The organism is Catellatospora bangladeshensis (assembly GCF_016862575.1).
Classification (GTDB): Bacteria; Actinomycetota; Actinomycetes; order Mycobacteriales; family Micromonosporaceae; genus Catellatospora; species Catellatospora bangladeshensis.
This window is the reverse complement of record NZ_BONF01000046.1, coordinates 59,701-86,423: the sequence shown is the minus strand read 5'-3', so window position 1 is coordinate 86,423 and position 26,723 is coordinate 59,701. Positions and strand designations below refer to the sequence as shown.

Annotated in this window: 23 protein-coding genes and 1 tRNA gene; 11 read left to right on the top strand and 13 right to left on the bottom strand. The window is 73.1% G+C overall.

All coding sequences use genetic code 11. The features are described from left to right. Positions 1-47 precede the first annotated feature (47 nt). Positions 48-1,373 carry an NAD(P)/FAD-dependent oxidoreductase gene (locus Cba03nite_RS33535; RefSeq protein ID WP_203755219.1) on the top strand — a complete coding sequence of 442 codons (1,326 nt, stop codon included), beginning with the start codon at positions 48-50 and terminating at the stop codon, positions 1,371-1,373. A gap of 76 nt (positions 1,374-1,449) precedes the next feature. Here the strand turns inward: Cba03nite_RS33535 and Cba03nite_RS33530 are convergent, their stop codons facing one another. Then, positions 1,450-3,267, bottom strand: coding sequence for a hypothetical protein (locus Cba03nite_RS33530; RefSeq protein WP_239126206.1), 1,818 nt, complete (start codon positions 3,265-3,267; stop codon positions 1,450-1,452). Between the two features lie 195 nt (positions 3,268-3,462). On the opposite strand from Cba03nite_RS33530, the gene Cba03nite_RS33525 reads away from it, so the two are divergent. Continuing rightward, a tRNA-Leu gene (locus tag Cba03nite_RS33525) sits at positions 3,463-3,543 on the top strand. A 301-nt stretch (positions 3,544-3,844) separates the two neighbouring features. Here Cba03nite_RS33525 and Cba03nite_RS33520 read toward each other — a convergent pair. Beyond that, the gene (locus Cba03nite_RS33520; protein ID WP_203755216.1) at positions 3,845-4,321 is read right to left on the bottom strand and encodes a GNAT family N-acetyltransferase; all 477 of its coding nucleotides are present in this window, start codon (positions 4,319-4,321) and stop codon (positions 3,845-3,847) included. A 127-nt stretch (positions 4,322-4,448) separates the two neighbouring features. Here Cba03nite_RS33520 and Cba03nite_RS33515 point away from each other — a divergent pair, with 127 nt between their 5' ends. Continuing rightward, a complete protein-coding gene (locus Cba03nite_RS33515) occupies positions 4,449-5,264 on the top strand; it encodes a Bax inhibitor-1/YccA family protein (protein ID WP_203755212.1) in 816 nt (271 codons plus the stop codon). A 95-nt stretch (positions 5,265-5,359) separates the two neighbouring features. Further along, positions 5,360-5,656, top strand: a complete 297-nt coding sequence (locus tag Cba03nite_RS33510; RefSeq protein WP_203755209.1) for a hypothetical protein — start codon at positions 5,360-5,362, stop codon at positions 5,654-5,656. A gap of 75 nt (positions 5,657-5,731) precedes the next feature. On the opposite strand, the gene Cba03nite_RS33505 is transcribed toward Cba03nite_RS33510, so the two are convergent. The 3 genes from Cba03nite_RS33505 to Cba03nite_RS33495 all read right to left on the bottom strand — a co-directional run bounded on the left by Cba03nite_RS33505 (position 5,732) and on the right by Cba03nite_RS33495 (position 9,037). Next, positions 5,732-6,979, bottom strand: a complete 1,248-nt coding sequence (locus Cba03nite_RS33505) for an acetyl-CoA C-acetyltransferase (protein ID WP_203755206.1) — start codon at positions 6,977-6,979, stop codon at positions 5,732-5,734. Between the two features lie 152 nt (positions 6,980-7,131). Further along, positions 7,132-7,926 carry an SGNH/GDSL hydrolase family protein gene (locus Cba03nite_RS33500; protein WP_203755204.1) on the bottom strand — a complete coding sequence of 265 codons (795 nt, stop codon included), beginning with the start codon at positions 7,924-7,926 and terminating at the stop codon, positions 7,132-7,134. A 43-nt stretch (positions 7,927-7,969) separates the two neighbouring features. After that, a complete protein-coding gene (locus Cba03nite_RS33495; protein ID WP_203755202.1) occupies positions 7,970-9,037 on the bottom strand; it encodes an SGNH/GDSL hydrolase family protein in 1,068 nt (355 codons plus the stop codon). Between the two features lie 140 nt (positions 9,038-9,177). Between Cba03nite_RS33495 and Cba03nite_RS33490 the strand changes: the two genes are divergently transcribed. The 4 genes from Cba03nite_RS33490 to Cba03nite_RS33475 all read left to right on the top strand — a co-directional run bounded on the left by Cba03nite_RS33490 (position 9,178) and on the right by Cba03nite_RS33475 (position 12,526). Next, the gene (locus Cba03nite_RS33490; RefSeq protein WP_203755200.1) at positions 9,178-9,546 is read left to right on the top strand and encodes a DUF1232 domain-containing protein; all 369 of its coding nucleotides are present in this window, start codon (positions 9,178-9,180) and stop codon (positions 9,544-9,546) included. A gap of 31 nt (positions 9,547-9,577) precedes the next feature. Continuing rightward, entirely contained in the window at positions 9,578-10,948 is a 1,371-nt protein-coding gene (locus Cba03nite_RS33485) for a cystathionine beta-synthase (RefSeq protein ID WP_203755198.1), read from the top strand. Positions 10,949-11,084: 136 nt separating this feature from the next. Further along, positions 11,085-12,089, top strand: coding sequence for a collagen-binding domain-containing protein (locus tag Cba03nite_RS33480; protein ID WP_203755196.1), 1,005 nt, complete (start codon positions 11,085-11,087; stop codon positions 12,087-12,089). Between the two features lie 101 nt (positions 12,090-12,190). Beyond that, positions 12,191-12,526 (top strand): hypothetical protein, encoded by a 336-nt coding sequence (locus Cba03nite_RS33475; RefSeq protein WP_239126205.1) that lies wholly within the window; start codon positions 12,191-12,193, stop codon positions 12,524-12,526. A 331-nt stretch (positions 12,527-12,857) separates the two neighbouring features. Here the strand turns inward: Cba03nite_RS33475 and Cba03nite_RS33470 are convergent, their stop codons facing one another. From Cba03nite_RS33470 to Cba03nite_RS33435, 8 genes are all read right to left on the bottom strand, one after another. Next, positions 12,858-13,772 carry a ribonuclease Z gene (locus Cba03nite_RS33470; protein ID WP_203755195.1) on the bottom strand — a complete coding sequence of 305 codons (915 nt, stop codon included), beginning with the start codon at positions 13,770-13,772 and terminating at the stop codon, positions 12,858-12,860. A 125-nt stretch (positions 13,773-13,897) separates the two neighbouring features. Then, positions 13,898-14,425 carry a GNAT family N-acetyltransferase gene (locus Cba03nite_RS33465; RefSeq protein WP_203755193.1) on the bottom strand — a complete coding sequence of 176 codons (528 nt, stop codon included), beginning with the start codon at positions 14,423-14,425 and terminating at the stop codon, positions 13,898-13,900. A gap of 60 nt (positions 14,426-14,485) precedes the next feature. Next, a complete protein-coding gene (locus Cba03nite_RS33460) occupies positions 14,486-15,742 on the bottom strand; it encodes a glycosyltransferase family 2 protein (protein WP_203755191.1) in 1,257 nt (418 codons plus the stop codon). Next, the gene (locus Cba03nite_RS33455) at positions 15,739-17,223 is read right to left on the bottom strand and encodes a hypothetical protein (RefSeq protein WP_203755189.1); all 1,485 of its coding nucleotides are present in this window, start codon (positions 17,221-17,223) and stop codon (positions 15,739-15,741) included. The genes Cba03nite_RS33460 and Cba03nite_RS33455 overlap by 4 nt, the downstream gene beginning before the upstream one ends. A gap of 101 nt (positions 17,224-17,324) precedes the next feature. Next, positions 17,325-18,083, bottom strand: a complete 759-nt coding sequence (locus tag Cba03nite_RS33450; RefSeq protein WP_203755187.1) for a cupin domain-containing protein — start codon at positions 18,081-18,083, stop codon at positions 17,325-17,327. Between the two features lie 64 nt (positions 18,084-18,147). Beyond that, on the bottom strand, positions 18,148-19,803 hold the full coding sequence (locus Cba03nite_RS33445) for a type 2 periplasmic-binding domain-containing protein (RefSeq protein WP_203755185.1): 1,656 nt from the start codon (positions 19,801-19,803) through the stop codon (positions 18,148-18,150). 20 nt (positions 19,804-19,823) lie between these two features. Then, on the bottom strand, positions 19,824-20,717 hold the full coding sequence (locus Cba03nite_RS33440; protein WP_239126204.1) for a carbohydrate ABC transporter permease: 894 nt from the start codon (positions 20,715-20,717) through the stop codon (positions 19,824-19,826). Next, complete coding sequence (locus Cba03nite_RS33435; protein ID WP_203755183.1) at positions 20,714-21,676, bottom strand: ABC transporter permease; 963 nt, start codon at positions 21,674-21,676, stop codon at positions 20,714-20,716. The genes Cba03nite_RS33440 and Cba03nite_RS33435 overlap by 4 nt, the downstream gene beginning before the upstream one ends. A gap of 452 nt (positions 21,677-22,128) precedes the next feature. On the opposite strand from Cba03nite_RS33435, the gene Cba03nite_RS33430 reads away from it, so the two are divergent. The 3 genes from Cba03nite_RS33430 to Cba03nite_RS33420 all read left to right on the top strand — a co-directional run bounded on the left by Cba03nite_RS33430 (position 22,129) and on the right by Cba03nite_RS33420 (position 26,591). Next, entirely contained in the window at positions 22,129-24,489 is a 2,361-nt protein-coding gene (locus Cba03nite_RS33430; RefSeq protein ID WP_203755180.1) for a beta-xylosidase/alpha-l-arabinosidase, read from the top strand. Next, positions 24,476-25,597: a Gfo/Idh/MocA family protein gene (locus Cba03nite_RS33425; protein ID WP_203755177.1), complete on the top strand. Its 1,122-nt coding sequence runs from the start codon at positions 24,476-24,478 to the stop codon at positions 25,595-25,597. Before Cba03nite_RS33430 ends, Cba03nite_RS33425 begins: the two co-directional genes overlap by 14 nt. 73 nt (positions 25,598-25,670) lie before the next feature. Beyond that, positions 25,671-26,591, top strand: a complete 921-nt coding sequence (locus Cba03nite_RS33420) for a DUF6807 domain-containing protein (protein WP_203755174.1) — start codon at positions 25,671-25,673, stop codon at positions 26,589-26,591. Positions 26,592-26,723: the final 132 nt, after the last annotated feature.

Sequence of the window (26,723 nt, the reverse complement as noted above, 5' to 3'; positions counted from 1 at the left end):
AGGCGTCAGCGCTGATCAGCGGCGTGCTACGGGCGTAGCGTGAAGTCGTGAAGCCAGTACGGATCCTGGTGGTGGGCGCGGGCCATGTCGGCCTCTACGCCGCCCTCCGCCTGACGGGCAAGTTGCGCGCGAGCGAGGCCGAGGTCACGGTCGTCGACCCGCAGCCGCACATGACGTACCAGCCGTTCCTCCCCGAGGCGGCGGCCGGCAACATCTCCCCCCGGCACACCGTCGTGCCGCTGCGCCGGGAGCTGCGCGACTGCAAGGTCGTGCACGGCTCCGTGACCAAGGTCGAGCACTCCCGCAAGACCGCGATCGTGCAGCCGGTGGTGGGCCCGTCCCGGGAGATCCCGTACGACCACATCATCGTCGCGCCGGGCAGCGTGTCGCGCACCCTGCCGATCCCCGGGCTGCGCGAGCACGCGGTCGGGTTCAAGACCATCGGCGAGGCCATCTGGCTGCGTAACCACGTGCTGGAGTGCCTCGACATCGCCGCCGCCACCACCGACGAGCAGACCCGCAGGCGGGCGCTGACGTTCGTGGTCGTCGGGGCCGGCTTCGCCGGCGTCGAGGCGCTCGGCGAGATGGAGGACATGGCCCGCGACGCGCTGCGCTACTACCCGGAGCTCAAGGCCGACGACATGCACTGGGTGCTGGTCGAGGCCACCCAGCGGGTGCTGCCCGAGGTCGGCCCGCAGATGGGCGCGTACACCGTGGAGGCGCTGCTCAAGCGCAACATGGACCTGCGCCTGGGCACCCGGCTGGAGTCCTGCGTCGACGGCGTGGTGAAGCTGTCGGACGGCGGCGAGTTCGCCGCGGACACGATCGTGTGGACGGCCGGGGTCAAGGCGCACCCGATGATCGCCGCGACCGACCTGCCGCGTAACGCGCAGGGCAAGCTGACCTGCGACGCGACGCTGCGCGTGGTGGACGGCGACCAGCTGGTCGAGGGCGCGTGGAGCGCCGGCGACTGCGCCGCGGTGCCCGACCTCACCGCCGCCGCGGGCGAGATGTGCTCGCCGAGCGCGCAGCACGCGGTGCGGCAGGCCCGCCGCCTGGCGGACAACCTCATCGCCACGGTGCGCGGCCGCGGCATCCGGGAGTACCGGCACAAGCACGTGGGCTCGGTGGCCAGCCTCGGCCTGCACAAGGGCGTGGCACACGTGTACGGCTTCAAGGCCAAGGGCCTGGTCGCCTGGTTCATGCACCGCACGTACCACATGAGCCGCATCCCGTCGCTGAACCGCAAGGTCCGGGTGATCGCCGACTGGACCCTGGCCCTGTTCCTCAAGCGGGAGGTGGTCTCCCTGGGCGCCCTCCACCAGCCCATGGACCCCTTCGCCCAGGTCACCCAGCCGACGCAGCAGCCGTAATCTTCAAGATCGAAGGCCCCCGCCATGCTGAACGGCACGGCGGGGGCCTTCGATCTTGTACGGGTGGAGTGGAGCGTTACCAGGTGCGGGGCCAGTAGACGACGTCGGCGGCGGGGGTGCCGGGGCCGAGCAGCGCCTCCAGGGTGCGCAGCAGCTCACCGTGGCGCGGGTGTTCGGGGGTGAGCACCACGCAGGACGCGTTCCACTTGGTGAGGTCCTTGCGGGCGTCCAGGCGGTGGTCGTCGTTGATCGCGGGCACGGTGCCGGTGCGGGCCACCTCGGACAGGACCCACGAGGTCGGGCGGCGGCCGATGCCCATGGTGGCCTTGCCGCCGGAGCCGTGCGGGCCGATGAAGAAGCCCTCGGGCAGCCCGAACGCCGTCTGCGCCGCGGTCGCGTACCGCATCGGCAGGGGTTTCTCCGGGGTGGGCAGCGGCACCGTCATGATCACGTCACCGTCCCCGGCGCAGCGGCGCCACAGGCCGTCGGCGAAGAAGGCGGGCACGGCCGGGCGGTCGGCGGTCGGCAGCGGCGTCGGGAACAGCGGCAGCAGCGCAGCCCCGACCAGCACCGGGACGCCGATCCGCAGCGGGCGGCGGGCCGACCGGGCGGCCTCGGTCAGCGCCACCACCAGCAGCACCGCCACCAGCGGGATGGCGGCCAGCGCGAAGCGCATCGGCAGCGCGCCGTCGACCACCGGCACGTGCATGAGCAGCCGGTACGGGCCGGGCAGCGGCGTCCGCCGCCCGTCGAGCATGATCTGCGGTCCCAGCGCCAGCGCGCTCATGGCCAGCGCGCCCACGCCGACGGCCACCGCCAGCGGGTTGCGCCGCAGCCAGACCAGCAGGCCCAGCGACAGCAGCACCAGCGGCCAGCCGAGGAAGGTGTTGTACTCCGCCGGGCCGGTGGTCAGCCGCGCCGCCGACTCGTCCCCGGCCAGCGTCAGCGGCGAGAACGCGGTGAAGCTCGCCAGGTCGGCCGAGAAGTAGAACGGGCTGAACACGCCGTCGGCCACCGACTGCGGGCCCTTGAACTGCACCCACAGCGGGTACGCCAGCAGCACCACCGCCGTGCCCACGGCGACGAACAGCCCGGCCGCGAAGCGGGCCAGCACGAGCCGGGCCGGGCGGGTGAGCGCGACGTACACGACGGTCACCACGGCCAGCGTGAGCGCGGTGAGGAACAGGGTCTCCTCGCCGATGAACACCTGGAGGCTGACCAGCAGGCCGAACAGGGCGCCGAGCAGGAGCAGCCGGCGGGGGTGGGTCTGTTCCGAGCGGGCGGCGCGGGCCAGCGCGACGACGCACCACAGCATGGGCGGGATCAGCCACTGCGCGGTCATGTGCAGGTGGCTGTTCGACTGCGACACCATGCCCGGGGCGAACCCGCAGAACGCGGCGCCCACCGCGGCGGCGATCCGGTGCGCGCCCAGCGTCCGGTGCAGGAGGAAGTACCAGGCGATGGCGGTGCCGGCCAGGTTCAGAGCCACCAGCAGCGAGAACGTGGTCGCGGCGCCGTAGGCGAGGGTGACCGGGGCGAACAGCCCGCCGAGCAGGATCACCGTGGTGTTGGCCAGCAGGTTGACGCCGTACGGGGCGTTCAGGCGGTCGCTGACGAGCGAGAAGTCGCCGCTCCACAGCATCGTGTCGTGGGCCAGGAACCACTCGTAGAGGATCTGGTCCGGCGGGTTGAGCGCGAGCGTGCGGGTGTCCGGGTCGGGCCACAGGCCGAGGGTGAGCCAGCCCGCCAGCGCGAGGAAGCCCGCGCAGGCCAGGACGTCGAGCGGCCACCGCCGCCGCGGCGCTGACACGGGCGCGGGTGCCCCCGATGCACCCCGCTGCCCGGGAACTACGGGTTCGGCGGTGGTGGTGAGGGCGGGCGCGGTGCTCGTCACGCGCTTGACCCTAGCGCTTCGGCTGCCTGACCGCCCCACGACCATTGCGCTACGTGTCCGTTCGCCGCTGTGCTCGCTGTGGCGGCTCGGCGGACTCTCCGCTGCGCTACGTGTCCGTTCGCCGCTGGGCGACAACGGGCGTGCCCCGAACCCGGTCCACCCGCTACGGTGACAGGGCACGCATGGTCGTGCAGCGCCCGGGTGGTGGAACGGCAGACACGGTTGCCTTAAAAGCGACTGCCGAAAGGCGTGCGGGTTCGACCCCCGCCCCGGGCACCGGCAGTGTGGCGGCGTACGCCGGAATGGCGGCGCGGCAGCGCACGAAAGGCGTGCCGAATGGCGCACTGGAAAGTCTTGCAAAAAGTGACGCGCTCCGATCGCCTGCCACGGGGGAAGCGGGCGATTGGAGCGCGTTGGGGACGAGCATAGCGAGCCTCCGGCGGTCTGTCACCCCTCGGCCGCCCGCTTTAAGGCACAAATTCGCCGACGTTCGGCCATGCCCCGGCAACCGGTTCGTGCGACGTAATTCGCCGTCAATTAATTAAGGTTCCGTAAAGATGCGGCGTGTCGATTGGCGTCAACCTAACGGCAGCCGCATGAGTGCGCCGCCGGGCGTGTGGGGCACCCCGGCGCGGGGCGCGAACCCGCAGCGCTCGTACACCCGAGCAGCGGTGTCGTTCCCGGCGGTGACCTCCAGCACCACCTCGGCACGGCCCAGGTCACGGGCCCAGCCGGCCACCGCGCCGACGAGCTGCTCGGCGATCCGCCGCCCGCGTGCCGCCGGGGACACCCACATGGAGAACAGCTCGGCGGCGTCCTGCTCACCCTCCGGCAGGTAGCCCCCCGCCAGGCCCGCCGGGACGCCGTCGAGCAGCGCCGCGAAGCTGGCCGAGGCGGGATTGTCCAGCCGGGCCCGCCACTCCTGCTCCGTCCGGTCCCGCTCCCGCTCGAACGTCGAGCCGAACGCGTACGGCGCCTCCTGCAACGCGTTCAGCCGCAGCTCACGCAGGGTCTGCCAATCGTCGCCGGCCAGCCGGCGCACCGTGATCGTCATGCTCCACTCCCAGGTCCGCGGGGCGTCTTCCGCCGGGAGCGATCATGCAGTAAAACGTCGATCACCGCAGGTGCGTTAATCCGCTACTCTGTCGGGCACAACCCATGTGGAGGAGGCGAGACCCGCTGTGAAGAGTTCGAACCCGGTGCTCGGCCGCATCAGCGCGGCGGCTGCTCAGCAGCCGCGGTACAGCGTGCCGGGCCAGGGCGCCCCGGCGGGCTACCCGCAGGCTGACGGCCAGGGCTACGGCTACCCCGAGGTGGTCCAGACCGGACAGGCCGACCGGATGACCATCGACGACGTCGTGGTCAAGACGGTGTCGCTGCTCGCGATCACCGCGGTGTTCGCGGCGATCTCGTGGGCCGTGGTGCCGCTGGAGGTCATCAAGCCCGTCTGGTACGGCTCGATGTTCCTGGGCGTGATCGTCGGTCTGGCGATCTCGTTCGCGCAGATCACGAACGCCGCCGTGATCATCGGTTACGCCGTGATCGAGGGCATCTTCCTCGGCGTGGTCAGCAAGGTCTACGACTACCTGTTCGACGGCATCGTGCTGCAGGCGGTCATCGCGACGCTCGGCGTGTTCCTCACCATGGCCGTGCTGTACAAGGCGAAGATCATCCGGGCGACGCCGAAGTTCATGCGGGTCGTCATCGGCGTCGCCGCCGGTCTCGGCGTGGTGATGCTGGTCAACCTGCTGCTCTACTTCGTCACGGGAGTGACCAGCCCGCTGCGGGACGGCAGCCCGATCGCCATCGGCTTCAGCCTGGTGTGCATCGTGGTCGCCGCGCTGATGTTCGTGGTCAACTTCAAGCAGATCGAGGACGGCATCGCCGCCGGCCTGCCGCGCAAGTACGGCTGGCTGGGCGCGTTCGGCATCCTCGTCGAGCTGGTCTGGATGTACCTGGAGTTCCTGCGCCTGCTGTCGTACTTCTCGGAGGACTGACCGCGGCCTGGTCACACCAGGACGGATACGACGACCGACGCCCCGGGCCAGCCCCGGGGCGTCGGCCCGTTTCCGGGCCGGGACAATCTTCAGGTGTGAGCACCGAGCAGCTGATGCGCGCCGTGGAGCTACTGGTCAACCAGGTCGGACACTGGACGCCCGAGCGGTGGCGCGACCGTGGCGAGCCGGTGCACCGCCTGGTCCAGTCCTTCGCCGACCAGTCCGCGGACCTGGCGAGCACGCCGCGCCGCCCCGTGCCGCGCCTGTCCGATCTGGCCCTGCCCGATCAGCTCCGCGTGGTCACCGCCGACCTCATCGCCGCGGGCCCCACCCCCGCGCAGACCGCCGCGGCCGCCGCGGACCTCGCCGCCCTCCGCACCCTCCTGACATAAGGAAGGGCACCTTCTTATCGGAATCCGTAGAAGAAGGTGCCCTTCTTAACCCCTGCCTGGTGGCAGTGGGCGCGATCAGCTCAGGCGCTCGATGATCATCGCCATGCCCTGGCCGCCGCCGACGCACATCGTCTCCAGGCCGATGCTCTTGTCGTGCCACTGCAGGTTGTTGATCAGCGTGCCGGTGATGCGGGCGCCGGTCATGCCGAACGGGTGGCCGACCGCGATCGCGCCGCCCATCACGTTGACCTTCTCCAGCGGCAGGCCCAGCTCGCGGTAGGACGGGATGACCTGCGCCGCGAACGCCTCGTTGATCTCCGCGAGGTCGATGTCGCCGATGCCCATCCCGGCCCGCTTGAGCGCCTGGCGGGTGGCCTCGACCGGGCCGATGCCCATGATCTCGGGGCTCATCGCGGTCACGCCGGTGGAGATGATCCGGGCCAGCGGGGTGAGGCCCAGCTCCCGGGCGCGGGTGTCGCTCATGACGACCACGGCGGCGGCGCCGTCGTTCAGCGGGCAGCAGTTGCCGGCCGTGATCCGGCCGTCGGGGCGGAACACCGGCTTGAGCGTGGCGGTGCCCTCCAGCGTGATGCCGGGGCGCGGGCCGTCGTCGGTGCTGACCACGGTGCCGTCGGGCAGCGTCACCGGGGTGATCTCGCGGGCCCAGAAGCCGTCCTTGATCGCCTGCTCGGCCAGGTTCTGCGACCGTACGCCGAACGCGTCCATGTCCTCGCGGGTCACGCCGTGCACCTGGGCCAGGTTCTCGGCGGTCTGGCCCATGGTCAGGTAGATGTCGGGCAGCTCGCCGGCCTCGCGCGGGTCGGTCCAGACCGGGGCGCCCTCGCCGGCGCGCTGCGCGGAGCGGGCCTGCGCGGCGTCGAAGCGCGGGTTGTTCCAGCTCCCGCCGACCGCGGCGGCCGCGTCCGGGGGCAGCCAGTCGGAGTTGCCGCGGGCGTACCGGGACACCATCTCGACACCGGCGGAGATGAACACGTCGCCCTCGCCCGCCTTGATCGCGTGGAACGCCATCCGGGTGGTCTGCAGCGAGGACGCGCAGTAGCGGGTGATCGTGGCGGCCGGCAGCGAGTCCAGCCCGAGCAGGGTGGAGACCACCTTGCCCATGTTGAAGCCCTGCTCGCCGCCGGGCAGGCCGCAGCCCAGGTAGAGGTCGTCGATCTCGGCCGGGTCCAGGGCGGGCACCTTGTCCAGGGCGGCCCGCACGATGGTGGCGGTGAGATCGTCCGCGCGCAGGTCCTTCAGAGAGCCCTTGCCGGCCCGCCCGATGGGCGAGCGGGCGGTGGCGACGATGACAGCATCAGACATGAACGAACGTTAACTCGCCGGTAACCTCCCCACCAGACGACGTGAGAAAGTCGTCACGCCACCCGCCAAGATCGCGCGACTTGCCGGGCACCTGGGCGAATGAGCGCTCAAGATACGCCCAGGTGCCTGGCAAGTCGGATGATCTTCAGGGGTCAGGGGAGGCGGGGGGTGACGCCGGCGGCGTGGGCGACGGCGGGGAGCAGGGCGTACGCCCAGACGCGGTAGCCGTCCGCCGAGGGGTGGTAGCGGTCGGGGGAGAGGGTGTTCGGGTCGGCGCGGAACACGGCGCCCGTCTCGGCGGCCAGGTCGACCACCGCGCCCCCGGCCGAGTGCACCGCGCGCACCTGGGCGCGGGCCACCCGGCGGCCCAGGAAGCCGACGACCTGCCGCAGCGGCGGGGCGATGGCACGGGTGGCGCCCAGGTCCGGGCAGGTGCCCACGACGACCTCGACCCCGGCCTCGCGCAGCCGGCGCACCGCGGCGCCGAGGTAGGCCGCCGCGTCCGCCGGGCGGCGCAGCGTGATCGCGTCGTTGCCGCCGACCAGGATCACGGCCACGTCCGGCCGGTCGCCGAGCAGGCAGCGGGCCACCTGCGTGGCCAGGTCGGAGGAGCGCGAGCCGGCCACGCCCACGCTGGACAGGGCCACCGGACGGCCGTGCGCGGCGTCGCCGCCGGACAGCAGCGCGGCGAGCTGGCCGCCGACCGTGTCGGCGACCCGGTCCACGCCCACGCCGAGGGCGGCCGAGTCGCCGAGCATGACCAGCCGCAGCGGGGGAGCCGTGTCCGCGCCGATGGTGGTGCGCAGTGCGAGCCCCAGCTCGGGCTTCGCGTAGCGGCGGCTGCGCGCCAGCACAGCCTCCGCCGCGAGCAGGGCGGCACCGCCGACCGTGCCCGCGACCAGCGTGATCGCCGCCGCCTTGCCGATCTTCCGCGCCATAGAGGTCATGCCTGCTCCTCGACTGCCCGAGCGGGCCGGGGACCGGTGATCCTCATGCCTGCTCCACTACGTTCGCCGGGTTCATCGTGCCGGGCGGGGCGGGGGCCTCGGCCTGGCGGACCACCTCCCACATCCGGCGGCGCAGCTGCGCCCACCGGCCGGCCGGACCGCGATCCCGGCCGTCCACGCGTACGCCGCTCACCTCGGTGCCGGCGTGGCGTGCCGCCTCGACCGCGGCCTGTGGCAGCGACCGTACCCCGTCCGCGGCCGTCTGTGGGCCCGCTTCCACCCGCTGCGGGCCCGCCGGGCTGCGCACCGCGGCCACCACGGTGGGCAGCAGCACGGACGCGGCCAGGGCGTACCCCTCGGCGGACGGGTGGAACCGGTCGCGCGCGAAGAGGCGGTGCGGCTGGGCCGAGAAGGTGGGCCCGAGCAGCTCGCCGAGCGACACGGTGCGCCCGCCGGCCTCGACCACGGCGACGGTCTGCGCGGCGGCGAGCTGGCGGCTCCAGCTGCGGGCGATCCAGCGCAGCGGGGGCCGGATCGGCTGCACCGCACCGAGATCGGGGCAGGTGCCGACCACGACCGTGACGCCCGCCTGGCGCAGCCGGCGCACCGAGTCGGCCAGGTGGCGCACCGAGGCGGCCTGCCCGGCCCGGTGGGTGATGTCGTTGATTCCGATCAGGATCACCGCCAGCTCGGGCTCGGCCTCCAGCGCCTCGTCCACCTGGTGTACCAGCATGCTGGAGGTGGCGCCGACGACGGCCAGGCTGGTCAGCCGGATCGGCCGCTCCAGCCGGCGGGACAGGCCGGTGGCGATCAGCGCGGCCGGGGTCTGCCGGGCGCGCAGCGCGCCGAACCCGGCGGCGGAGGAGTCGCCGAGCATGACCATGCGCAGCGGGTGCCCGCCGTACCGGCTGCCGTAGAGGCCGTCGGAGCGCGGCGGCGGGGCCTGCGCGATGGGGATGGTGCGCCGGGCCGCCTCGACCTGGCCCAGCAGCACGCCGAGCCCGGCCAGGCCCAGCGCGGTCAGCGCGCCGCCGCCGTACACGGCCAGCCTGGCCAGGTCCCTGCCGCTACGACGTGCCGCCGTGGTCCCCGGCGAAGTACGCTCGCTCATAGTGAACCCGCCTCACTCTGGAGGCCCGGTCTCCGGGCACCCTCTCTGAGGCTCCTACGTACCCAGCGACTCGCGCGCTGGTAACGCTCGCTCATAGCGAAGACGGTAGCGCTCTCCGGCAGCGCTCGGATGGAGGCGAGATGGGACGCACATTGCGTCGGACCGCGGCGTTCACGGCGCTCTGGAAAGCGCTGATCACGGGCAGCGGCAACGACACGAGCTTCGTGCAGCGGCTGTCCGCGATGCCGCGGATGGTCGGCAACACGCTGCGCGGCAAGTACGACGGCCTGGGCCGGCTCCTGATGATCTCGGCGGCCACCGTTTACGTGATGTCGCCGGTCGACATGGTGCCGGAGGCTTTCTTCCTGCTGTTCGGGCTCGCCGATGACGTGATCATCGTGAGCTGGATCGCGGGGGCGCTGCTCAGCGAGACGGATCGTTACCTGATGTGGGAGAACGGCGGAAAGGCCCCGGTGAGCGGCACGATCCTCGACGGCGAGGTCGTTTAACGGTAGTTCAAGGCCGCATTAGGCTTGACGCGTGCGCTACTACGAGAACGTCGTCGAGCTGATCGGGAACACCCCGCTGGTCAAGCTCAGGAATGTCACCGACCCGGCCGGTCCCACCGTGCTGGCCAAGGTCGAGTACCTGAACCCGGGCGGCTCGGTCAAGGACCGCATCGCCCTGCGTATGGTCGAGGCCGCCGAGCGCGACGGGCTGCTCAAGCAGGGCGGCACCATCGTCGAGCCGACCAGCGGCAACACGGGTGTCGGCCTGGCCCTGGTGGCCCAGCTGAAGGGGTACAAGTGCGTCTTCGTCTGCCCTGACAAGGTCAGCGAGGACAAGCAGAACGTGCTGCGCGCCTACGGCGCCGAGGTCGTGGTGTGCCCGACCGCCGTCGCCCCGGAGGACCCGCGCTCCTACTACAACGTCTCCGACCGGCTGGCGCGGGAGATCCCGGGCGCCTGGAAGCCCAACCAGTACTCGAACCCGAACAACCCGCTCTCGCACTACGAGCAGACGGGCCCGGAGCTGTGGGAGCAGACCGACGGCCGGATCACCCACTTCGTGGCGGGCGTCGGCACCGGCGGCACCATCAGCGGCATCGGCCGCTACCTCAAGGAGGTCTCCCAGGGCCGCGTGAAGATCATCGGGGCGGACCCGGAGGGCTCGGTGTACTCCGGCGGCACCGGCCGGCCGTACCTGGTCGAGGGCGTCGGCGAGGACTTCTGGCCGGAGACGTACGACCGCACCGTCTGCGACGAGATCATCGAGGTCACCGACAAGGAGTCCTTCGCGATGACCCGGCGGCTGGCCCGCGAGGAGGGCCTGCTGGTCGGCGGCTCCTGCGGGATGGCCGCGGTGGCGGCGCTGAAGGTGGCGCAGCGGGCCGAGCCGGGCGACGTTGTCGTCGTGCTGCTGCCCGACGGCGGCCGGGGTTACCTCTCCAAGCTCTTCAACGACGACTGGATGGCGCGCTACGGCTTCCTGCGCACCGACGAGCACGGCGCGACGGTCGGCGACATCCTCAACGCCAAGGCCAGCCACAAGGGCCTGCCCGAGCTGATCCACGTGCACCCGACCGAGACGGTCCGCGACGCCATCGACATCATGCGCGAGTACGGCGTCTCGCAGCTGCCCGTGCTCAAGGCCGAGCCGCCGGTGGTGACCGGTGAGGTGGCCGGTGCCGTGGCGGAGAAGGACCTGCTGGACGCGCTGTTCACCGGCGCGGCGGCGCTGCACGACCCGCTGGACCGGCACGTCGGCCCGGCGCTGCCGATGATCGGCGGCGGGCAGCCCGTGGCGGAGATCGTGGCGCTGCTGGAGAAGGCCGACGCCGCGATGGTGCTCATCGACGGCAAGCCGCGCGGCGTGCTCACCCGCCAGGACCTGCTCGCCCAGCTCGGCTGAGCTGCCGCGATCGAAGCTCCCGCCGTGTCGTGCCCTCGACAAGGCGGGAGCTTCGATCATGAATGGGGCGAAAAGGCGGGTGTGTCGGGAACGCCAAGTCCATGATCGATGAGCGGGACGGGGCTACCCTGCCGCTATGCGCGGGCCGTTCGGTGTGCTGGTCGCCCTGCTGCTGGTGGGGCTGACCGCCGCGCCGGCCGGTGCCGCCGCGCCCAGCCCCGCCCCGTGGGACGCCGCGCGCTCGGCCGCGCTGGCCGCCTGCCCCGCCACGGTGGACCTGTACGACACGGAGGGCCGCCCGCTGGCCCGGCCACTGCCGCGCGGTACGCGGCTGCTCATCGAGATCCAGGCCGATCGGCCGAACGTGCTGGCCCTCGGCGCGCACGACCTCAACCGCGCGGTGGAGCTGGTGCTGAGCGCGCCCGCCACCGAGACCGCACCATTGCTGATCAATGTGGACACGGCCCTGCTCGACGACCGGTTCACCTGGTTCGTGCCGCAGGTGCGCAGCATCGGCGGCGGCCTGCCCGGCGAGCTGATGTGGCACTTCCCGACCGCCGAGCGGGTGCTGCTGCTCGGCCCCCGCCCGCCGGGCGTCATCTTCGCGCCGGGCGCCGACGTACGCATCGCGCCCAGCCCGCCGCCGAGCCCGTCACCCGTGCCACCCTCGCCGTCTCCCGTGCCGAGCCCTGCCCCGTCAGTGTCGCCGCCGGCCGGTGGCGCGACCCCGGGGCTGCCGGGCGGGCTGCCACCGGGCTGGACACCGGCGCGCCTCGCACCGCGACGGCATCAGGCCGCGGGCGCCGCCCGTACCGGCGGGCCGGACCACGCCGTCCTGCTGGCGCACCTCGCCGGCGCCTCCGTGCCCGCCGTCCGGTTTCCGGTCGAGCTGAGCTGTGGCCCGTCCCCATCCGCCGTGCCGAGCCCATCGGCGAGCCCACCCGCCGAACCGTCGGCGCACGCCCCGGGCGGGACCGTCCCGGGCCCGGAGGCGAGCCCCACGCCGGAGACGGTGAGCGCCCACCTGGCCGCGCTGGCGTTACGCCCAGTGACGTGGTTCGGGGTGGCGCTGCTGCTGGCCGGGCTCGCCCTGCTGGTGTGGATAACCGCAGGCCGTAGGGCCTTTCGCCGCAATTTCTAACCCGTGCGGGCGGTTATCGCACAGCCTGTCCGACTGTCGGGCTTGCCGCGAGTGTTGACTAAGCGTACGGAAGCCGAGCGCTACCGAAGGGAAGGTGGGACGTGGTCAGCGTCGACCTCGAACTGTCCACCGACACCAGCCACACCGAACCGACCGACATCTCCGACCGGCTGCTCTGGCGCGATGCCCAGCGGCTGCTCGGCCGGCATGACAGACCTGACGAACACGAGCACTGCACCTGGTGCGGTCAGCACTGGCCGTGCCCGCCACGACGGCTCGCCGAGCGCGCAGACGCGGCCAGCCGGCACTGGCGGGAGGCCTGGACCGTGCGGCATGACCTCAACGGGCTGCGCACGCTGCCCGGCTGGCGTGCAGACCTTGGCGAGCGGGGCGGCTCCATCATGCGAAACGGCACCCGCAGGAGCCACTTCGACTAGCCAACCCGGGTGCGACCCGGCTCCGCCTCCGCTGGTGACTCGTCCCGGCGGCCCGCCTGAAACGGCGGACCACCGACGACTCCCCACCAGCGGCCCCCGGCGGATGCCCGGTGAACGCCCGACCTCGCGGCGACGCCGTCAACGCTCCGCCAGCGTAGGCGTCCCGCACAGCACCAGCACGGCCGTTCGAGAGCCGACATGCCTCCGTCGGTTCCGGCGCCTCCGGCCAGGCGTTCTCCCCGGCCGTGCGGGTGCGTCAGTGGGCGAGGGTACGTGATCTCCGGTTCCCCGCAGTCCGGTTGCGTACCCTCGCCCCGATTCCTTCCTCAGGTCAGTCCCGCCGCGGCGGCACGGCGACGCGGGCCAGCTCCTCGGCGACCACGATCTCGCCGCCGAAGTGGGCGGCCGCCTCCTCGCCGAACACCGACGCGTCCGGGTGGCGCTGCGAGAAGTGGGTGAGCACCAGCTTGCGTACGCCCGCCTCGGCGGCGATCCGGGCTGCCTGGGCGGCGGTGAGGTGTCCCGCCTCGGCGGCCAGCGCGGCCTCCGACTCCAGGAACGTCGACTCGATGACCAGCAGGTCCGCGCCCTCGGCGAGCCGGATCGCGGCCTCGCACCAGCCGGTGTCCATGACGAACGCGAACACCTGGCCCGGCCGCGGCGCGCTGACCTCGTCCAGGCCGACCAGCCGCCCGTCCGCCACCACCGAGCCGGCGCGCTGCAGCAGGCCCACGTCCGGCCCGCGTACGCCCAGCTCGGCGAGGCGCTCGGGTAGCATCCGGCGGCCGTCCGGCTCGGCCAGGCGGTAGCCGTACGACTCGACGGGGTGGTTCAGCCGCCGCGCGGTGAGCGTGCCGAACGGGCCGGTCGCGATGACGCCGTCCCCGTCCACCGGGCACTCGGCCAGGTGCGCCTGGTCGTGGAAGTGGCTGGCGTGGCGCAGCCGGGCCAGGAACTCCGCACCCGAGCCCGGGAAGTGCACCGGCACCTCGTGCGGCACCCGGTCCAGCGACAGCCGCTGCACGATGCCGGGCAGGCCGAGGCAGTGGTCGCCGTGGAAGTGGGTGACGCAGATCCGGGTGATGTCGCTCGCGGCGGCCCCGGCCAGCAGCAGCTGCCGCTGGCAGCCCTCGCCCGGGTCGAACAGGAGGCCCTGGTCGTCCCAGCGCAGCAGGTAGCCGTTGTGGGCGCGCTGGCGGGTGGGCACCTGGCTGGCGGTGCCGAGCACGATCAGCTCCCGGCTCATCGCGCCCCCACCTCGGAGATCATCGTCACCCCCGGAGGCTACCGGCCCCCGCTCGGCCCGAACCACCAAGTTAGGAAGGGCACCTTCTACTACGGATAGCGATAAGAAGGTGCCCTTCCTTTCGGTCAGGGGATGGGGCGGGCGTAGCGGAGCACCGGCACGGCCGCCGCGCCGATGTCGGTCGTCCGCTCCACCCCGTCGGCGGCCCAGCCGCCGCGCTCGTAGAAGCGGCGCGCCCGGTCGTTGCCGCGGACCACGTACAGCAGGGCCAGGGCGTGGCCCAGCTCGGCGAACCCGGCCAGGCAGGTGCGCATCAGGGCCAGGCCGACCCCGGTGCCGACGGCGTCCGGGTGGACGTGGATCGCGTTGAGCATCCCGGTGTGCGGTGGCGACTGCTCCGCGGCGGGGTCGGCGGGGCCGAGGTAGCAGAAGCCGACCACGGCGCCGCCGCGTTCGGCCAGGTGCAGGCGGTGCGTGCCGGACTCGGCCGCCCACCGCTCAGCCCAGCTCGCCCGCTGCCGCTCGACCGTGATCCGGGCCAGCTCGGCGGGCGTGAGCAGGCCGCGATAGGCGTCCCGGCGGCTGAGCGTATGCAGGTGGGCGACGGCGGCGACGTCCTCGTGTGTGCCGCCGGGCCGGATGAGCAGGGTCATGCGGGGCACGCTACCGGCTGCGTCCGGCACGTTACCGGGCGCTGTCGCCCGCGTCCGGCGCTACCGGCGGCGTCCGGCGGGCTCCCGGACGTCCCCGGTGCGGTCGGCGGGCTCGTCGTCGCCGGGCCGGCGGGGCGCCACCAGCGGCGGCCGGGGTGCCGCCTCGGCCTGCTCACCCCTGCTCAGCAGGCTCGCCAGCAGACCCGAGAACAGGCACACGGTGCCCGCCGCGATCGCGGTCGCCGACGGCATGACGATGCGCAGGATGCGCTCGGGTTGCAGGTCGCCGAAGCCGGCCGCACCCCAGCTGGACACGGCGTACGCGGTGCCGGCCAGGCCCGCTCCGGCCAGCAGCAGCCCCACCAGCATGAGCACCTCCAGCCGCATGAACGCGGTCAGCGCGCGCCGGGGCCGCCCGTCACTCAGGCCGCTGGACTGCCCGAACACCGTCGCGCAGCCGCCGAGCAGCAGCAGCTGCAGGCCGACCAGCACGGCCAGGCAGGCGTACAGCAGCGCGGACAGGTCGAAGCGCACCGAGCCGATCGACACGGGGCTCGTCTCCAGCGCGGCGGTGGCGGCCAGGCCCAGCGCGCCGAGCAGCAGGCCGGGCGCGACCAGGGTCTTGCCCGGCGCGAAGACCAGCAGGAAGCGCAGGTGCCGCCAGCCGTCGCGCCAGGTGCGCAGGTGCGGCGGGCGGGAGCGGCCGTCCTTGCGCAGCCGGGTGGGCACCTCGGCGATGTCGTAACCGGCCAGCGCCGCCCGCACCACCAGCTCGGAGGCGAACTCCATGCCGGGCATGCGCAGCCCGAGCGCCTGGATCCGGTCCCGGTCGAAGCCGCGCAGCCCGCAGTGGAAGTCGCCGACCCGGGGCAGCCCGAACAGCCGCCGCCCGAGCCAGCTCAGCACGGGGTTGCCCAGGTAGCGGTGCAGGAACGGCATCGCGCCCGGGTCGATGCCGCCCCGGAACCGGTTGCCCATCACCACGTCGTGGCCCTGCCGCAGGCCCTCGACGAACGGGCCGAGGTTGCCCAGGTCGTACGAGTCGTCGGCGTCGCCCATGATCACGTACTTGCCCCGGGCCTGCTCGATCCCGGCCATCAGCGCCCCGCCGTAGCCGCGGATCGGGGCGTGGATCACCCGGGCGCCGTGCGCGCGGGCGATCTCGGGCGAGCCGTCGGTGCTGCCGTTGTCGGACACCAGCACCTCGCCCGGCACGCCCAGTTCGGCCAGCCCGCGCCGGGCCTTGTCGACGCAGGTGGCGAGGGTCTCCGCCTCGTTGAGGCAGGGCAGCAGCACGGTCACGAGCAGGTCGGTCATCGGTCGTCCGTTCCGGAGGCCGGCAGGGGAGGGGTGGCACGGGCGGCGCGGACCGCGGCCGCGAGCTGGTGGGCGGCGAGCGCGCCGCCCACGCCCAGCAGGGCGATCGAGGTGAGGCCGTAGCGGATCTCGTACATCGAGGTGGCCATCGAGAGCACGATCAGGCCGAGGCCGATCGCGGCGGGCAACGCGGCGTCCCAGCGGGCCGGGGCGCCGCGCGGACGCAGCGGCGCGGCCAGGCACAGCAGCAGGCAGAGCCCCACGACCAGCGGCGGCACCGTGATGTGACGGGAGTACCAGGCCAGCGCGGACCGCAGCCCGGTGTGCTCGTCGCGCACCGGGTTCACCGGCTCGGGCGCGAAGGTCCCGGCGGCCAGCAGCGGCTTGCAGCGGGCGGTGTTGCGTGCCGTGTCCGGCAGCGTGGCCGGGAAGTCCCACCAGCCGAACAGGCACCGGGTCGCCGCGTCGACCGGGCGGCCCGGCCCGAGGAAGCGGGCGGTGTCCCGGGCGACCAGCGCCGCGTAGTCGCCCGGCTGCTGCGTGATCACGGCGCGGGCGAAGCTCCCGATCAGCTCGTCCTGCTCCGGGCCGCGCCGCAGCAGGTTCGGGTCGTTCCACAGGTACCAGTCGCCGCGTTCCGGCCGGGCGCCGAGCGGCTGCGCCGGGCACAGCTCGCGCTGCGGCGCGGTGAGGGCGAGCCGGCCGCAGTCGGCGATGCCCGCGGTGCGCGAGTAGAGGTAGCGGTCCCCGGCGTTGCTCAGCGCGAACGAGCCGGTGGCGGGCACCGACCAGGCCGCGTACGCGACCAGCGGCAGCACCGCGCCCACGGCCCAGGCGGCGGCGCGCGCCCAGCCGATCCGGCGCACCGCGAGGAACACCAGGCAGGCCGCGACGGCGGCGATCCCGGCCGTGCGCACCAGCACCGACGCGCCGAGCAGCAGGCCCGCGCCCGCGACGGCGACCGGGCCGGGCCGCTCCCGCCACAGCAGCAGCGCCACCGCGCCCACGGTCAGCGCCAGGAACAGCGCGTCCGACAGGATGTAGTGCTCCAGCACCAGCAGCCGGGCGTCCAGCACCAGCGGCGCGACGCCCAGCGCGGACAGCCAGGAGGGCACCCCGCGCCGCCGCAGCAGGGCGTACGCCGGCACGGCGATCCCGAGCCCGAGCAGGTGCTGCCCGAGCACGACCACGACGGTCGAATCGGTCCACCGCAGCAGGGCGAGGAAGACGGCGTACCCGATGCTGTTGGCCTTCTCGGCGGCGGCGGCCGGGTCCAGGTCGATCGCGCGGGCCAGGTAGGTCCCGCTGTCGCCCTGGAACCAGAACGCGGGCCGGTATGCCACGCAGGCGGCGGCCCGCACCAGCACCCCGAGTCCGAGCAGGACGATGACCGGCAGGTGCCCGCGCCACCCGGCCCGTGCGGGCGGCGGCTGCTCAGGCGCGGGGCTCGCCGGTGCGGTGAGCAGCGCGGATCGAACCATCGAGCGGGGCCCCTTCCGCGCCTGCCGAATCAGCGGTCAGCATAGGTAGCCACCCATGCGCCACAGAAATCGATCAGTGAACGGACGCTGTCGGAAACGCGTCAGTTCCGCGGGGCGCCGGATCCGCCGGTGAAGTCCCAGGTCTGCAGGTGTCCGCACATGCCGTGGCGGCGCGGCGGCGGGGTGGGCACGGCGTGGTGCACGGCCGCCTCGGCCAGGTGCCCGGCGCGCCCGGCAGCCAGCTCGCGCAGCTGCTCGCCGGTGCGCTCGGCCTGCGCCAGGGCCCGCTCCCGCCACAGGCCGGCCCAGCCGGGGGCGCGCTCGCGGACCAGTGCCGCCGCGGCCTGATGCAGCGGCGCGAGCGCTGCCGGGCCCCGGGCCAGCACGTCCTCGCGCAGCCGCAGGTAGCCCTCCAGGGCCAGGTCGCGGCGGCGCCGGGCGGCCAGGTCCAGGTCCGCCCCGGACTGCGGGCCGGCCTCGATCTCGGCGGGTGGGGCGAGCGAGGCGGCGGCCGCGTACGCCGCCGGATCGGCGAGCACCTCGGGCGGGAACGTGAGCACCGCGTCGCCCGCCTCGGGCAGGCCCGCGTTCTGCATCACCACCAGCAGCTCCAGGTCGCCGTCGGTGACCAGGCGGTGCACCGTGCCGGGGGTGAACCACAGCACCGTGCCCGGCGCGAGCGGGTGCTCGGCGTACCCGTCGCCGCTCAGCGTCTCCAGGGCGCCGGTGCCCGCGGTCACCACGTAACCCTCGGCGGAGGCGGTGTGCAGGTGCGGGGAGCCGCCGCGGCGGCCGTCGGCGGCGGGCCAGCCGTACACCCGCAGCGCGGAAACGGCGGTGGCGCCGGGGAACCAGTCCATGTCCGTCCCTCTCCAAGAGAAGGCGGGCGCTCCGGGGGTAGGCCGGAGCGCCCGCACCGGGTGCTCAGGCCTTGCCGAGCTGCTCCTCGTACTGGCCGCGCACCTCGTCGCCGCCGGCCGCGCGCCACTCCTTGACCGCGTCGTCCCAGGCCGACAGCGGCTTGCGCCCGGCCAGGACGTCCCCCTGGTACGTGTTGATCACATTGTCCAGCGCGGGGCGCTTGCGCGACCACGCGTCGGAGAAGTAGCCCAGCGTCGGGTCCTTCACCGAACTCGGGATGATCGACTTCTGGTACTCGTACGACGCGCGCGTCGCCTCGGCGTCGCCCGGCACGAAGATCGCGTCGGGCGCGTCCACGATGTACCGGATGCCCAGCACCGTCTGGGTGACCCCCGCCTGCGTCTGCACCGGCCCGCCGTTGCTCATGGCGTAGTGCTGCCCCGCCATGCCGAACCGCCGGAACAGCCACTCGTCCGTGCCGAACGGCGTGGCCAGCCAGTTCGCGATGACCAGCAGGTCCTTGATCCGGCCCTTGTCGGCCTTCTTGAACGCGGTGAAGTTGTTGGTCGGGTCGGACTGCCAGGTGCCGGCGAACCCGCCCCCGTCGAACTTCGGCGGGCGCATACCGCTGATCTTGAAGCCGGGCCCGGCCACGTTGTCGGCGTAGTACTGCGGCCAGGCCGTGTAGCGGTCCGGGTTGAGCACGATGTTGCCGGCGTTGAACCACTTCTTGACCGGGGCGTTGGCGATGGCGCTGTCCGGGTGCGCGTAACCGTCCTTGACCAGCTGCACGACCTCGCCCAGCGCGCGGCGGAACTCCTCGGTCTCGCAGGCGTGGGTCAGCTTGCCGCCCTCGTACCGCCAGCGGTTGGGCACCCCGAGCATCTGCTGCACGAAGAACATCAGGCCGCCCTCGGTCGCCGCCCAGCGGCTGGCGCGGGCGTCGGTGACCTGCTTGCAGACCTCCTTGAACTCGGCGAACGAGGCCGGGTCCGGATTGGCCTTGAGCTGTGCGAACAGGTCGTCGCGGCGGAACAGCAGGGTGCCGCCGACGCCGCGCGGCACGGGCAGGCCGTAGATGCCGCCGTTGTACACGCACTGCCGCCACGCCGCCGTGGGCAGGTTCGCCAGGTGCGGATACTCCAGCACGGCATCGCCGGACAGGAACTCCGTGAGGTCCTGGCACTTGGCCGCCAGCCAGGCGGGCAGGTTGCCGATGCCCGCGCCCTGCCCGGCCGGGGTGAACATGGCCGGCACGATGAAGTCGGGCAGGTCGTCGCCCGCGACCAGGGCGGCGAACTTGGTGGCGTGGTCGGCGCTCGGCGTGATGGTGAGCTTCAGGTTGACCCCGAGCCGCTTGTTCAGCTCCTGCCAGAACGGGTTCTGGTCGGCCGCGGGCGGCACCGGCGAGCCGGTCAGCACGAACGCCGACACGTCACCGCCCTTGCCGGGCGGGGCCGAGAACACCTTGACCGGGTTGGCCGGGTAGCCGCTGAACGCGTCGAGCAGCCCGTCGGCGTTGCCGGGGAAATCGGGCGTGACCCCGGCGAACGGCTTGTACGCGGGCAGCGTGACGTTCGCGTTGTTCGCGCCCGTGTTCGGTGCGGCGGTCTCGCTGGTGCAGCCCGCCAGCAGGGCGGGGCCGGCGGCGGTGGCGGCCGCCGCGGTGACGGCGCCGGAGAGGAACCTCCGGCGCCCGATGGGACGCGGTGATGTCATGCCTGACTCCTCAGGGACGGTTAACCCTTGACGGCGCCGATGAGCACGCCCTTGCTGAAGTGCCGCTGGACGAAGGGGTAGACCAGCAGGATCGGGACGATGGAGAGCACGAGGATCGCCATCTGGACGGCCTCCTGGGGCGGCAGCGCCGCGCCCCCGCCGAGCTGGTCGATGCCGAGCTGCGTCTGGTTGACCACGTAGGTGCGCAGCACCAGCTGCAGCGGCCACATGCCGGAGTCGTTGAGGTAGAGCAGCGCCCCGAAGAACGCGTTCCAGTACCCGACGCCGTAGAACAGGCCGATCACCGCCAGCGCCGCCTTGCTCAGCGGCAGCACGATGCGCCACAGGATGGCGAGGTCGCCCGCGCCGTCGATACGGGCGCTCTCCAGCACCTCCGGCGGCAGCTCCTGGAAGAAGGCGCGCAGGATGATGACGTTGAACGCGTTGATCATCGGAGGGAGCAGCAGCGCCCAGTAGGTGTCGACCAGGCCCAGGCTCTTGACCACGAGGTAGCTCGGGATCAGGCCGGGTCCGAACAGGATGGCGAAGAGCACGGTCAGCAGCAGCGGCCGGTGCGCGAACGAGCCGGGCCGGCTCAGCCCGTATGCCAGCAGCGTGGTGGCGACCAGGCTCAGCGCCGTGCCGGCGGCCGTGACGAACAGGCTGACCAGCGTGGCCCGGGTGACCACGCCGCCGCTCAGGATCGCCTCGTACGCGGCGAAGCTGATCTCGCCGGGGAGCAGCACGAAGCCGCCGGAGCGGGTCACCTCCTCGCGGGTGGCCAGGCTGGTGGAGACGATGCCGACGAACGGCACCACCACCGCGGCGCAGCACAGCGCCAGCACGAGCCCCTTCGCGGCGCGGGCGAGCGGCGACGGCCGGCCCATGGCGGTGATCATCGACTGCCTGCTCATCGCGAGTAGATCCCCCGCTCCCCGAGACGGTGCGCGAGCCGGTTCGCGCCCAGCACCAGCAGCACCCCGACCAGACCCTTGACCAGGCCCACGGCGGCGCCCTGGCCCCAGTCGGCGGCCAGGATGGCGTGGTTGAAGACGTACGTGTCCAGCACCTCGCTGACCTGCCGTCCGACGGCCGGTTCCTGGAGGATGATCTGTTCGAAGCCGACGGTCAGCGAGTCGCCCAGGCGCAGGATGAGCAGCAGCACGATGAGGCTGCGCAGGCCGGGCAGGGTGACGTGCCAGAGCTGCCGCCAGCGTCCCGCGCCGTCGACGGCCGACGCCTCGTACAGCTCGACGTCGATGCGGGCCAGCGCGGCCAGGAACAGGATGGTGGCCCAGCCCGCGTCCTTCCACAGCACCTGGCTGGTCACCAGCAGCTTGAACAGCTCCGGGTTGGTGATGATGGAGACGGTCGCCAGGTCGTGCGTGCGCAGGAAGCTGTTGAGCAGGCCCGCGTTGCCGAACATCTGCTGGAACACCGCGACCACGATCACCCAGGACAGGAAGTGCGGCAGGTAGAGGATGCTCTGCACGACCTTCTTGAGCCGCTGCGAGATCAGGCTGTCCAGCAGCAGCGCGAGCGCGATCGGCGCCGGGAACACGATCAGCACCTGGAGCAGCGTGATGATCAGGGTGTTGGACAGGGCGTTGAGGAAGCCCGGGTCGCCTTCCCAGATCACCCGGAAGTTGTTCAGCCCCACCCACGGGCTCTCCAGGATGCCGATGTAGGGCTGGTAGTCCTTGAACGCGATGACGTTGCCCAGCCAGGGCAGGTAGTGGAAGACCAGCAGCGACAGCACACCGGGCAGCGCCACCAGCACGAGCACGCGATCGCGCAGCAGCCGCTGGTGCCAGCGCATCCGGCGGCGCGGCGCGGCGGCGGCCTCTACTGCCACCGGATGGTGAGCCGTCATCAGACGATCCTCTCGATGATGACGCCGAGTGTCCGAAACAGTTCCGGAACACTTCCGTAAGTCCTTTGAGACGGTAGGGACGGCCCCTCGGACCGTCAACCCCCGATAGCGGGCCAACTCCACCGAAACTTCCGAAGTCGCTCCCGGACAGTGCGCGATCAAGCACACCGGCACTCGTCGATGGTCACGGACTCGCAGGTCCTGGTATACGTGGGTAGCACGGCTTTCCTGTGGCGCGGAAAGCTGCCTCCGCAGATAGATGCACCATCGTGATCCGGCACAGGACTCCGAAAGTTTCGGGAATGCGGCCGGGTCTCCGAATACGACGGACGTCCCTACGAAATCGCGCGCAACCCTTGTCTTATTGCGGGCAGGCGGTGTTAGGGTGCGTTGGCCGGCGTGCCGGCGGCTCGGAAACGTGTACCGGAAAATACCGGAAGACAGGCAGGGCGATGCCGATCCACGAGGACGCCACCCCGACCGGATCCGTCAGCGAGGACGGCGATCCCGGACCCCAGCCCTGGCGCGACCCGGCGCTGCCGGTGGAGCAGCGGGTCGACGACCTGATGCGCCGCCTCACCCTCGCCGAGAAGATCGCGCAGCTCTACAGCGTCTGGCCCGGCGCGGGCGCGGCCGGTGAGGACGTCGCGCCGTTCCAGCAGGACATGGTCGACGACGGCTTCGACTGGCGGCGGCTGGTCGCCGACGGCCTCGGCCAGCTCACCCGGCCGTTCGGCACCGCGCCGGTCACCCCCGCCGAGGGCATGGCCCGGCTGGCCCAGCTGCAGCAGGAGATCGTCTCGGCCGGGCGCTTCGGCATCCCGGCGCTGGTGCACGAGGAGTGCCTGACCGGGTTCACCACGCACGGCGCGACGATCTTCCCGACCGCGCTGGCCTGGGGCGCCACCTTCGACCCGGCCCTGATCGAGCGGATGGCCGCCCAGATCGGGCAGGGCATGCGCGCGGTCGGCGTGCACCAGGGGCTCGCGCCGGTGCTGGACGTGACACGCGACCCCCGCTGGGGGCGCACGGAGGAGACCATCGGCGAGGACCCGTACCTGGTGGCGACCGTGGGCACCGCGTACGTGCGCGGTCTCCAGTCGGCCGGGATCATCGCCACGCTCAAGCACTTCGCCGGGTACGCCGCCTCCCGCGCGGGCCGCAACTTCGGCCCCGTCGCGATGGGCCCGCGCGAGCTGTCCGATGTGGTGCTGCCCCCGTTCGAGCTGGCGGTACGCGACGGCGGCGCGCGCTCGGTGATGCACTCGTACGCCGAGATCGACGGCGTGCCCGCCGCGGCGGACCGGCGCCTGCTCACCGACCTGCTGCGCGGCGCCTGGGGCTTCGACGGCACCGTGGTCGCCGACTACTTCGGGGTCACCTTCCTGCACTCGCTGCACGGCGTCGCCGCCGATCACGGTGACGCCGCCGGGCAGGCGCTGGCCGCCGGGGTCGATGTGGAGCTGCCCATCGTGCGCTGCTTCGGCCGCCCGCTGCGCGACGCGCTCGCCGCCGGGACCGTCTCGCCCGCGCTGGTCGACCGCGCGCTGCGCCGGGTGCTGCGGCAGAAGTGCGAGCTGGGCCTGCTCGACCCGGACTGGACGCCGTCGCGGGACACGGCGGTCGACCTCGACCCGCCCGCCGCCCGGGAGCTGGCCCGCCAGGTCGCCGAGGAGTCGGTGACGCTGCTGGCCAACGACGGGGTGCTGCCGCTGCGGCCGGACGCGTCGATCGCCGTGGTCGGGCCGCTGGCCGACGACCCCGAGGGCCTGTTCGGCTGCTACACGTTCCCGCGCCACGTCGGCCTGCACCACCCCGGCCTGCCGCTGGGCGTCGCCGCGCCGACGCTGCTGGAGTCGCTGCGGGCCGAGCTGCCGAAGGCGCAGCTCAGCCATGCCCTTGGCGCGACCGTGGACGGCACGGACACCACCGGGTTCGCCGAGGCCGTGGCGCTGGCCCGGGACGCCGACGTGTGCGTGGTGGTGCTCGGCGACCGGGCCGGGCTGTTCGGCAAGGGCACCTCCGGCGAGGGCTGCGACGTCGCCGAGCTGCGCCTGCCCGGGGTGCAGGAGCAGCTGCTGGCCGCCGTCGCCGACACCGGCACACCGGTGGTCGCGGTGCTGCTCAGCGGGCGGCCGTACGCGCTCGGCGGCTTCGCGGACCGGCTCGGCGCGATCGTGCAGGCGTTCTTCCCCGGCCAGGAGGGCGGGGCGGCCGTGGCCGGGGTGCTCGGCGGGCGCGTCGAGCCGTCCGGGCGGCTGCCGGTGGGCGTCCCGCGGCACCCCGGCGGGCAGCCCGCGCCCTACCTGTCGCCGCCGCTCGGCCACGTCACCGAGGTGAGCACCGTCGACCCGACGCCGCTGTTCCCGTTCGGCCACGGGCTGGCGTACACCCGCTTCGACTGGGCCGGCGAGACCGCGGCCGAGCCGCTGAGCTGCTCGACCGACGGCTCGGTGCGGGTCGCGGTCACCGTGCGCAACGCGGGCGACCGGCCCGGCACCGAGGTGGTGCAGCTCTACCTGCACGACCCGGTGGCCCAGGTGACCCGGCCGGTGATCCGGCTCATCGGGTACGCCCGCGTGCCGCTGGAGCCCGGCCGGGCGAAACGGGTCGAGTTCACGGTGCCCGCCGACCTCGCCGCGTACACCGGCCGAGAGGGCCGCCGCATCGTCGAGCCGGGCGACCTCGAACTGCGCCTGGGTGCGTCCAGCGCGGACATCCGGCACACCGTGCCCGTGCGGCTGCACGGCCCCGAGCGGACGGCCGGCTTCCGGCGCGCGATGACCTCGGAGGTGTCCGTTGCGGACGTATGACCTGGCGATCGTCGGCACCGGCGGCATCGCCGCGGTGCACGCCGCCGACGTCGCCCGGCTGGGCGGCCGCGCCCGCATCGGCGCCGTGGTCGACGTGGACCCCGACCGGCTGCGCGCCTTCACCGCCCGCCTGGCCGAGCTGGGCCTGCCCGAGCCGCAGGGCTACCCCGACCTGGACAGCCTGCTCGCCGAGCGCCGCCCCGACCTGGTCGACCTGTGCACCCCGCCCGGCCTGCACGCCCCGCAGGCGATCGCCTGCCTGACCCGGGGCTTGACCGTGCTGTGCGAGAAGCCGCCCGCGCTGAGCCTGGCCGAGTTCGACCGCATCGCGGCCGCCGAGGCGGCCGGCGGGGGCCGCTTCGCGACCGTGTTCCAGCACCGTTTCGGCAGCGGCGCGGCCAACCTGCGCCGCCTGGTCGGCGACCCGCGGCTCGGCGATCCGCTGACCGCCGTGTGCCACACGCTGTGGTATCGGCCGGACGCGTACTTCGCCGTGCCGTGGCGCGGGCGGTGGGACGTGGAGGGCGGCGGCCCGACCATGGGCCACGGCATCCACCAGATGGACCTGCTGCTGTCGATCCTCGGGCCGTGGCGAGAGGTGGTCGCGGTAGCCGCGCGCCGGGCCCGCCCCACCGACACCGAGGACCTGTCCGGCGCGCTCGTCACCTTCGCCTCCGGTGCCGTGGCCAGCGTCGTCAACAGCCTGCTGTCCCCGCGCGAGACCAGCCACCTGCGGTTCGACCTCGACCACGCCTCGGTCGAGCTGACCCATCTCTACGGATACGGCGACGGCGACTGGACCGTCACCGCCGCACCCGGCCACGAGCAGGAGGTCGCCGAGGCCTGGGCCGAGGGCCCCACCGGCCGGCCGAGCGGGCACGGCGCCCAGCTCAGCGCGGTCCTCGACGCGCTCGACGCGGGCCGGACGCCGCCCGTCGGCACCGCCGAGGCGCGGGACACCATGGAACTAGTCGCCGCGATCTACGCCTCCGCCTTCACCCGCCGCCCCGTCGGCTGCGGCGAGATCGGGCCCGGCTCGCCGTTCTACGAGCGGATGGAGGGACCTGGCGCGCCCTGGCCCGCCGTGCGCACAGGTGCCGCCGCATGAGCTCACCGGCCCCCGCACCGCCGGGCCGCACCGGCGTCGTCCGCACCGCCGCACAGCCAAGCGAGGAGAGGTCATGACCCTGCGGCTCGACAAGCAGCCCGGCGCGCTGGACGTCGCCTTCGGCGGGCAGCCGCTGCTGCGGTACGTGTACCAGCCCGACGACCCGCAGCTGGAGTCGCCGCGGCCCTACCTCTACCCCCTGCACACGCTCGGCGGCGACCCGGTCAGCCTGTTCCGGCCGCACGACCACGTCTGGCACCGGGGCATCGCGTTCTCGCTGCCCAACGTCGGCCCGGCCAACTTCTGGGGCGGGGTCACCTACACCCGCGCCCAGGGCTACGTGCAGCTGCCCAACAACGGCAGCCAGCGTCACCACGTCTTCACCCGGCTCGACGCGCAGGCCGACGCGGTCGGCGTCACCGAGCGGCTGCACTGGCTCACCGAGCCGGGCGAGACCTGGTTCCGCGAGCAGCGCCGGCTAGGCGTGACCGTCGCGGCCGACCAGGGCGCCTGGACCCTCACCTTCGGCACCGAGCTGACCAACGTCAGCGACCGGGAGATCGTCATCGGCAGCCCGACCACCGAGGGCCGGGACAACGCCGGGTACGGCGGCCTGTTCTGGCGCGGCCCGCGTTCGTTCACCGGCGGGCGCGTCTACTGCGGCGACCGCGAGGGCGGCGACGAGCTGATGGGCGTACGCGCGCCGTGGATGGGCTTCACCGGCCGCCACGACGGCCACGGCCGCTGGTCGACGCTCGTCTTCGTGGACGCCGAGGACAACCCTGATCACCCGGTGCAGTGGTTCGTCCGCTCGGAGCCGTTCGCCTGCCTGTGCCCGGCGCCCTTCTTCGCCACCGAGGTCCCGGTCGCACCCGGCGCGACCGTGTCCCTGCGCTACGCGGTCGTCATCGCCGACGGCGACCCCGGCCTCACCGGTGCGGCCGACCTCGCCGCCCTGGGTCACGCCGCCCTCAAAGCCCCCGAGGACGACTGACGCTCGATCGCGCGCGAAGCTCCCGCCAGGCTGTCCCGGCAGCATGGCGGGAGCTTCTGTCATCGCCGCCGATCGCGTGTGGACGGTCGTTCGCGGTGTCGCGAAAGCGGCGGCGCAGGCGGTGTAACGTCC

Excerpts from the sequence above, each read along its gene's own strand:
- Cba03nite_RS33520 (WP_203755216.1), bottom strand. The coding sequence starts at position 4,321 with ATGACGATCACGGTGCGCCGGCTGGCCGGCGACGATTGGCAGACCCTG.
- Cba03nite_RS33505 (WP_203755206.1), bottom strand. The coding sequence starts at position 6,979 with ATGTCTGATGCTGTCATCGTCGCCACCGCCCGCTCGCCCATCGGGCGG.
- Cba03nite_RS33500 (WP_203755204.1), bottom strand. The coding sequence starts at position 7,926 with ATGACCTCTATGGCGCGGAAGATCGGCAAGGCGGCGGCGATCACGCTG.
- Cba03nite_RS33495 (WP_203755202.1), bottom strand. The coding sequence starts at position 9,037 with ATGAGCGAGCGTACTTCGCCGGGGACCACGGCGGCACGTCGTAGCGGC.
- Cba03nite_RS33490 (WP_203755200.1), top strand. The coding sequence starts at position 9,178 with ATGGGACGCACATTGCGTCGGACCGCGGCGTTCACGGCGCTCTGGAAA.
- Cba03nite_RS33480 (WP_203755196.1), top strand. The coding sequence starts at position 11,085 with ATGCGCGGGCCGTTCGGTGTGCTGGTCGCCCTGCTGCTGGTGGGGCTG.
- Cba03nite_RS33470 (WP_203755195.1), bottom strand. The coding sequence starts at position 13,772 with ATGAGCCGGGAGCTGATCGTGCTCGGCACCGCCAGCCAGGTGCCCACC.
- Cba03nite_RS33465 (WP_203755193.1), bottom strand. The coding sequence starts at position 14,425 with ATGACCCTGCTCATCCGGCCCGGCGGCACACACGAGGACGTCGCCGCC.
- Cba03nite_RS33460 (WP_203755191.1), bottom strand. The coding sequence starts at position 15,742 with ATGACCGACCTGCTCGTGACCGTGCTGCTGCCCTGCCTCAACGAGGCG.
- Cba03nite_RS33455 (WP_203755189.1), bottom strand. The coding sequence starts at position 17,223 with ATGGTTCGATCCGCGCTGCTCACCGCACCGGCGAGCCCCGCGCCTGAG.
- Cba03nite_RS33450 (WP_203755187.1), bottom strand. The coding sequence starts at position 18,083 with ATGGACTGGTTCCCCGGCGCCACCGCCGTTTCCGCGCTGCGGGTGTAC.
- Cba03nite_RS33445 (WP_203755185.1), bottom strand. The coding sequence starts at position 19,803 with ATGACATCACCGCGTCCCATCGGGCGCCGGAGGTTCCTCTCCGGCGCC.
- Cba03nite_RS33440 (WP_239126204.1), bottom strand. The coding sequence starts at position 20,717 with ATGAGCAGGCAGTCGATGATCACCGCCATGGGCCGGCCGTCGCCGCTC.
- Cba03nite_RS33435 (WP_203755183.1), bottom strand. The coding sequence starts at position 21,676 with ATGACGGCTCACCATCCGGTGGCAGTAGAGGCCGCCGCCGCGCCGCGC.
- Cba03nite_RS33430 (WP_203755180.1), top strand. The coding sequence starts at position 22,129 with ATGCCGATCCACGAGGACGCCACCCCGACCGGATCCGTCAGCGAGGAC.
- Cba03nite_RS33420 (WP_203755174.1), top strand. The coding sequence starts at position 25,671 with ATGACCCTGCGGCTCGACAAGCAGCCCGGCGCGCTGGACGTCGCCTTC.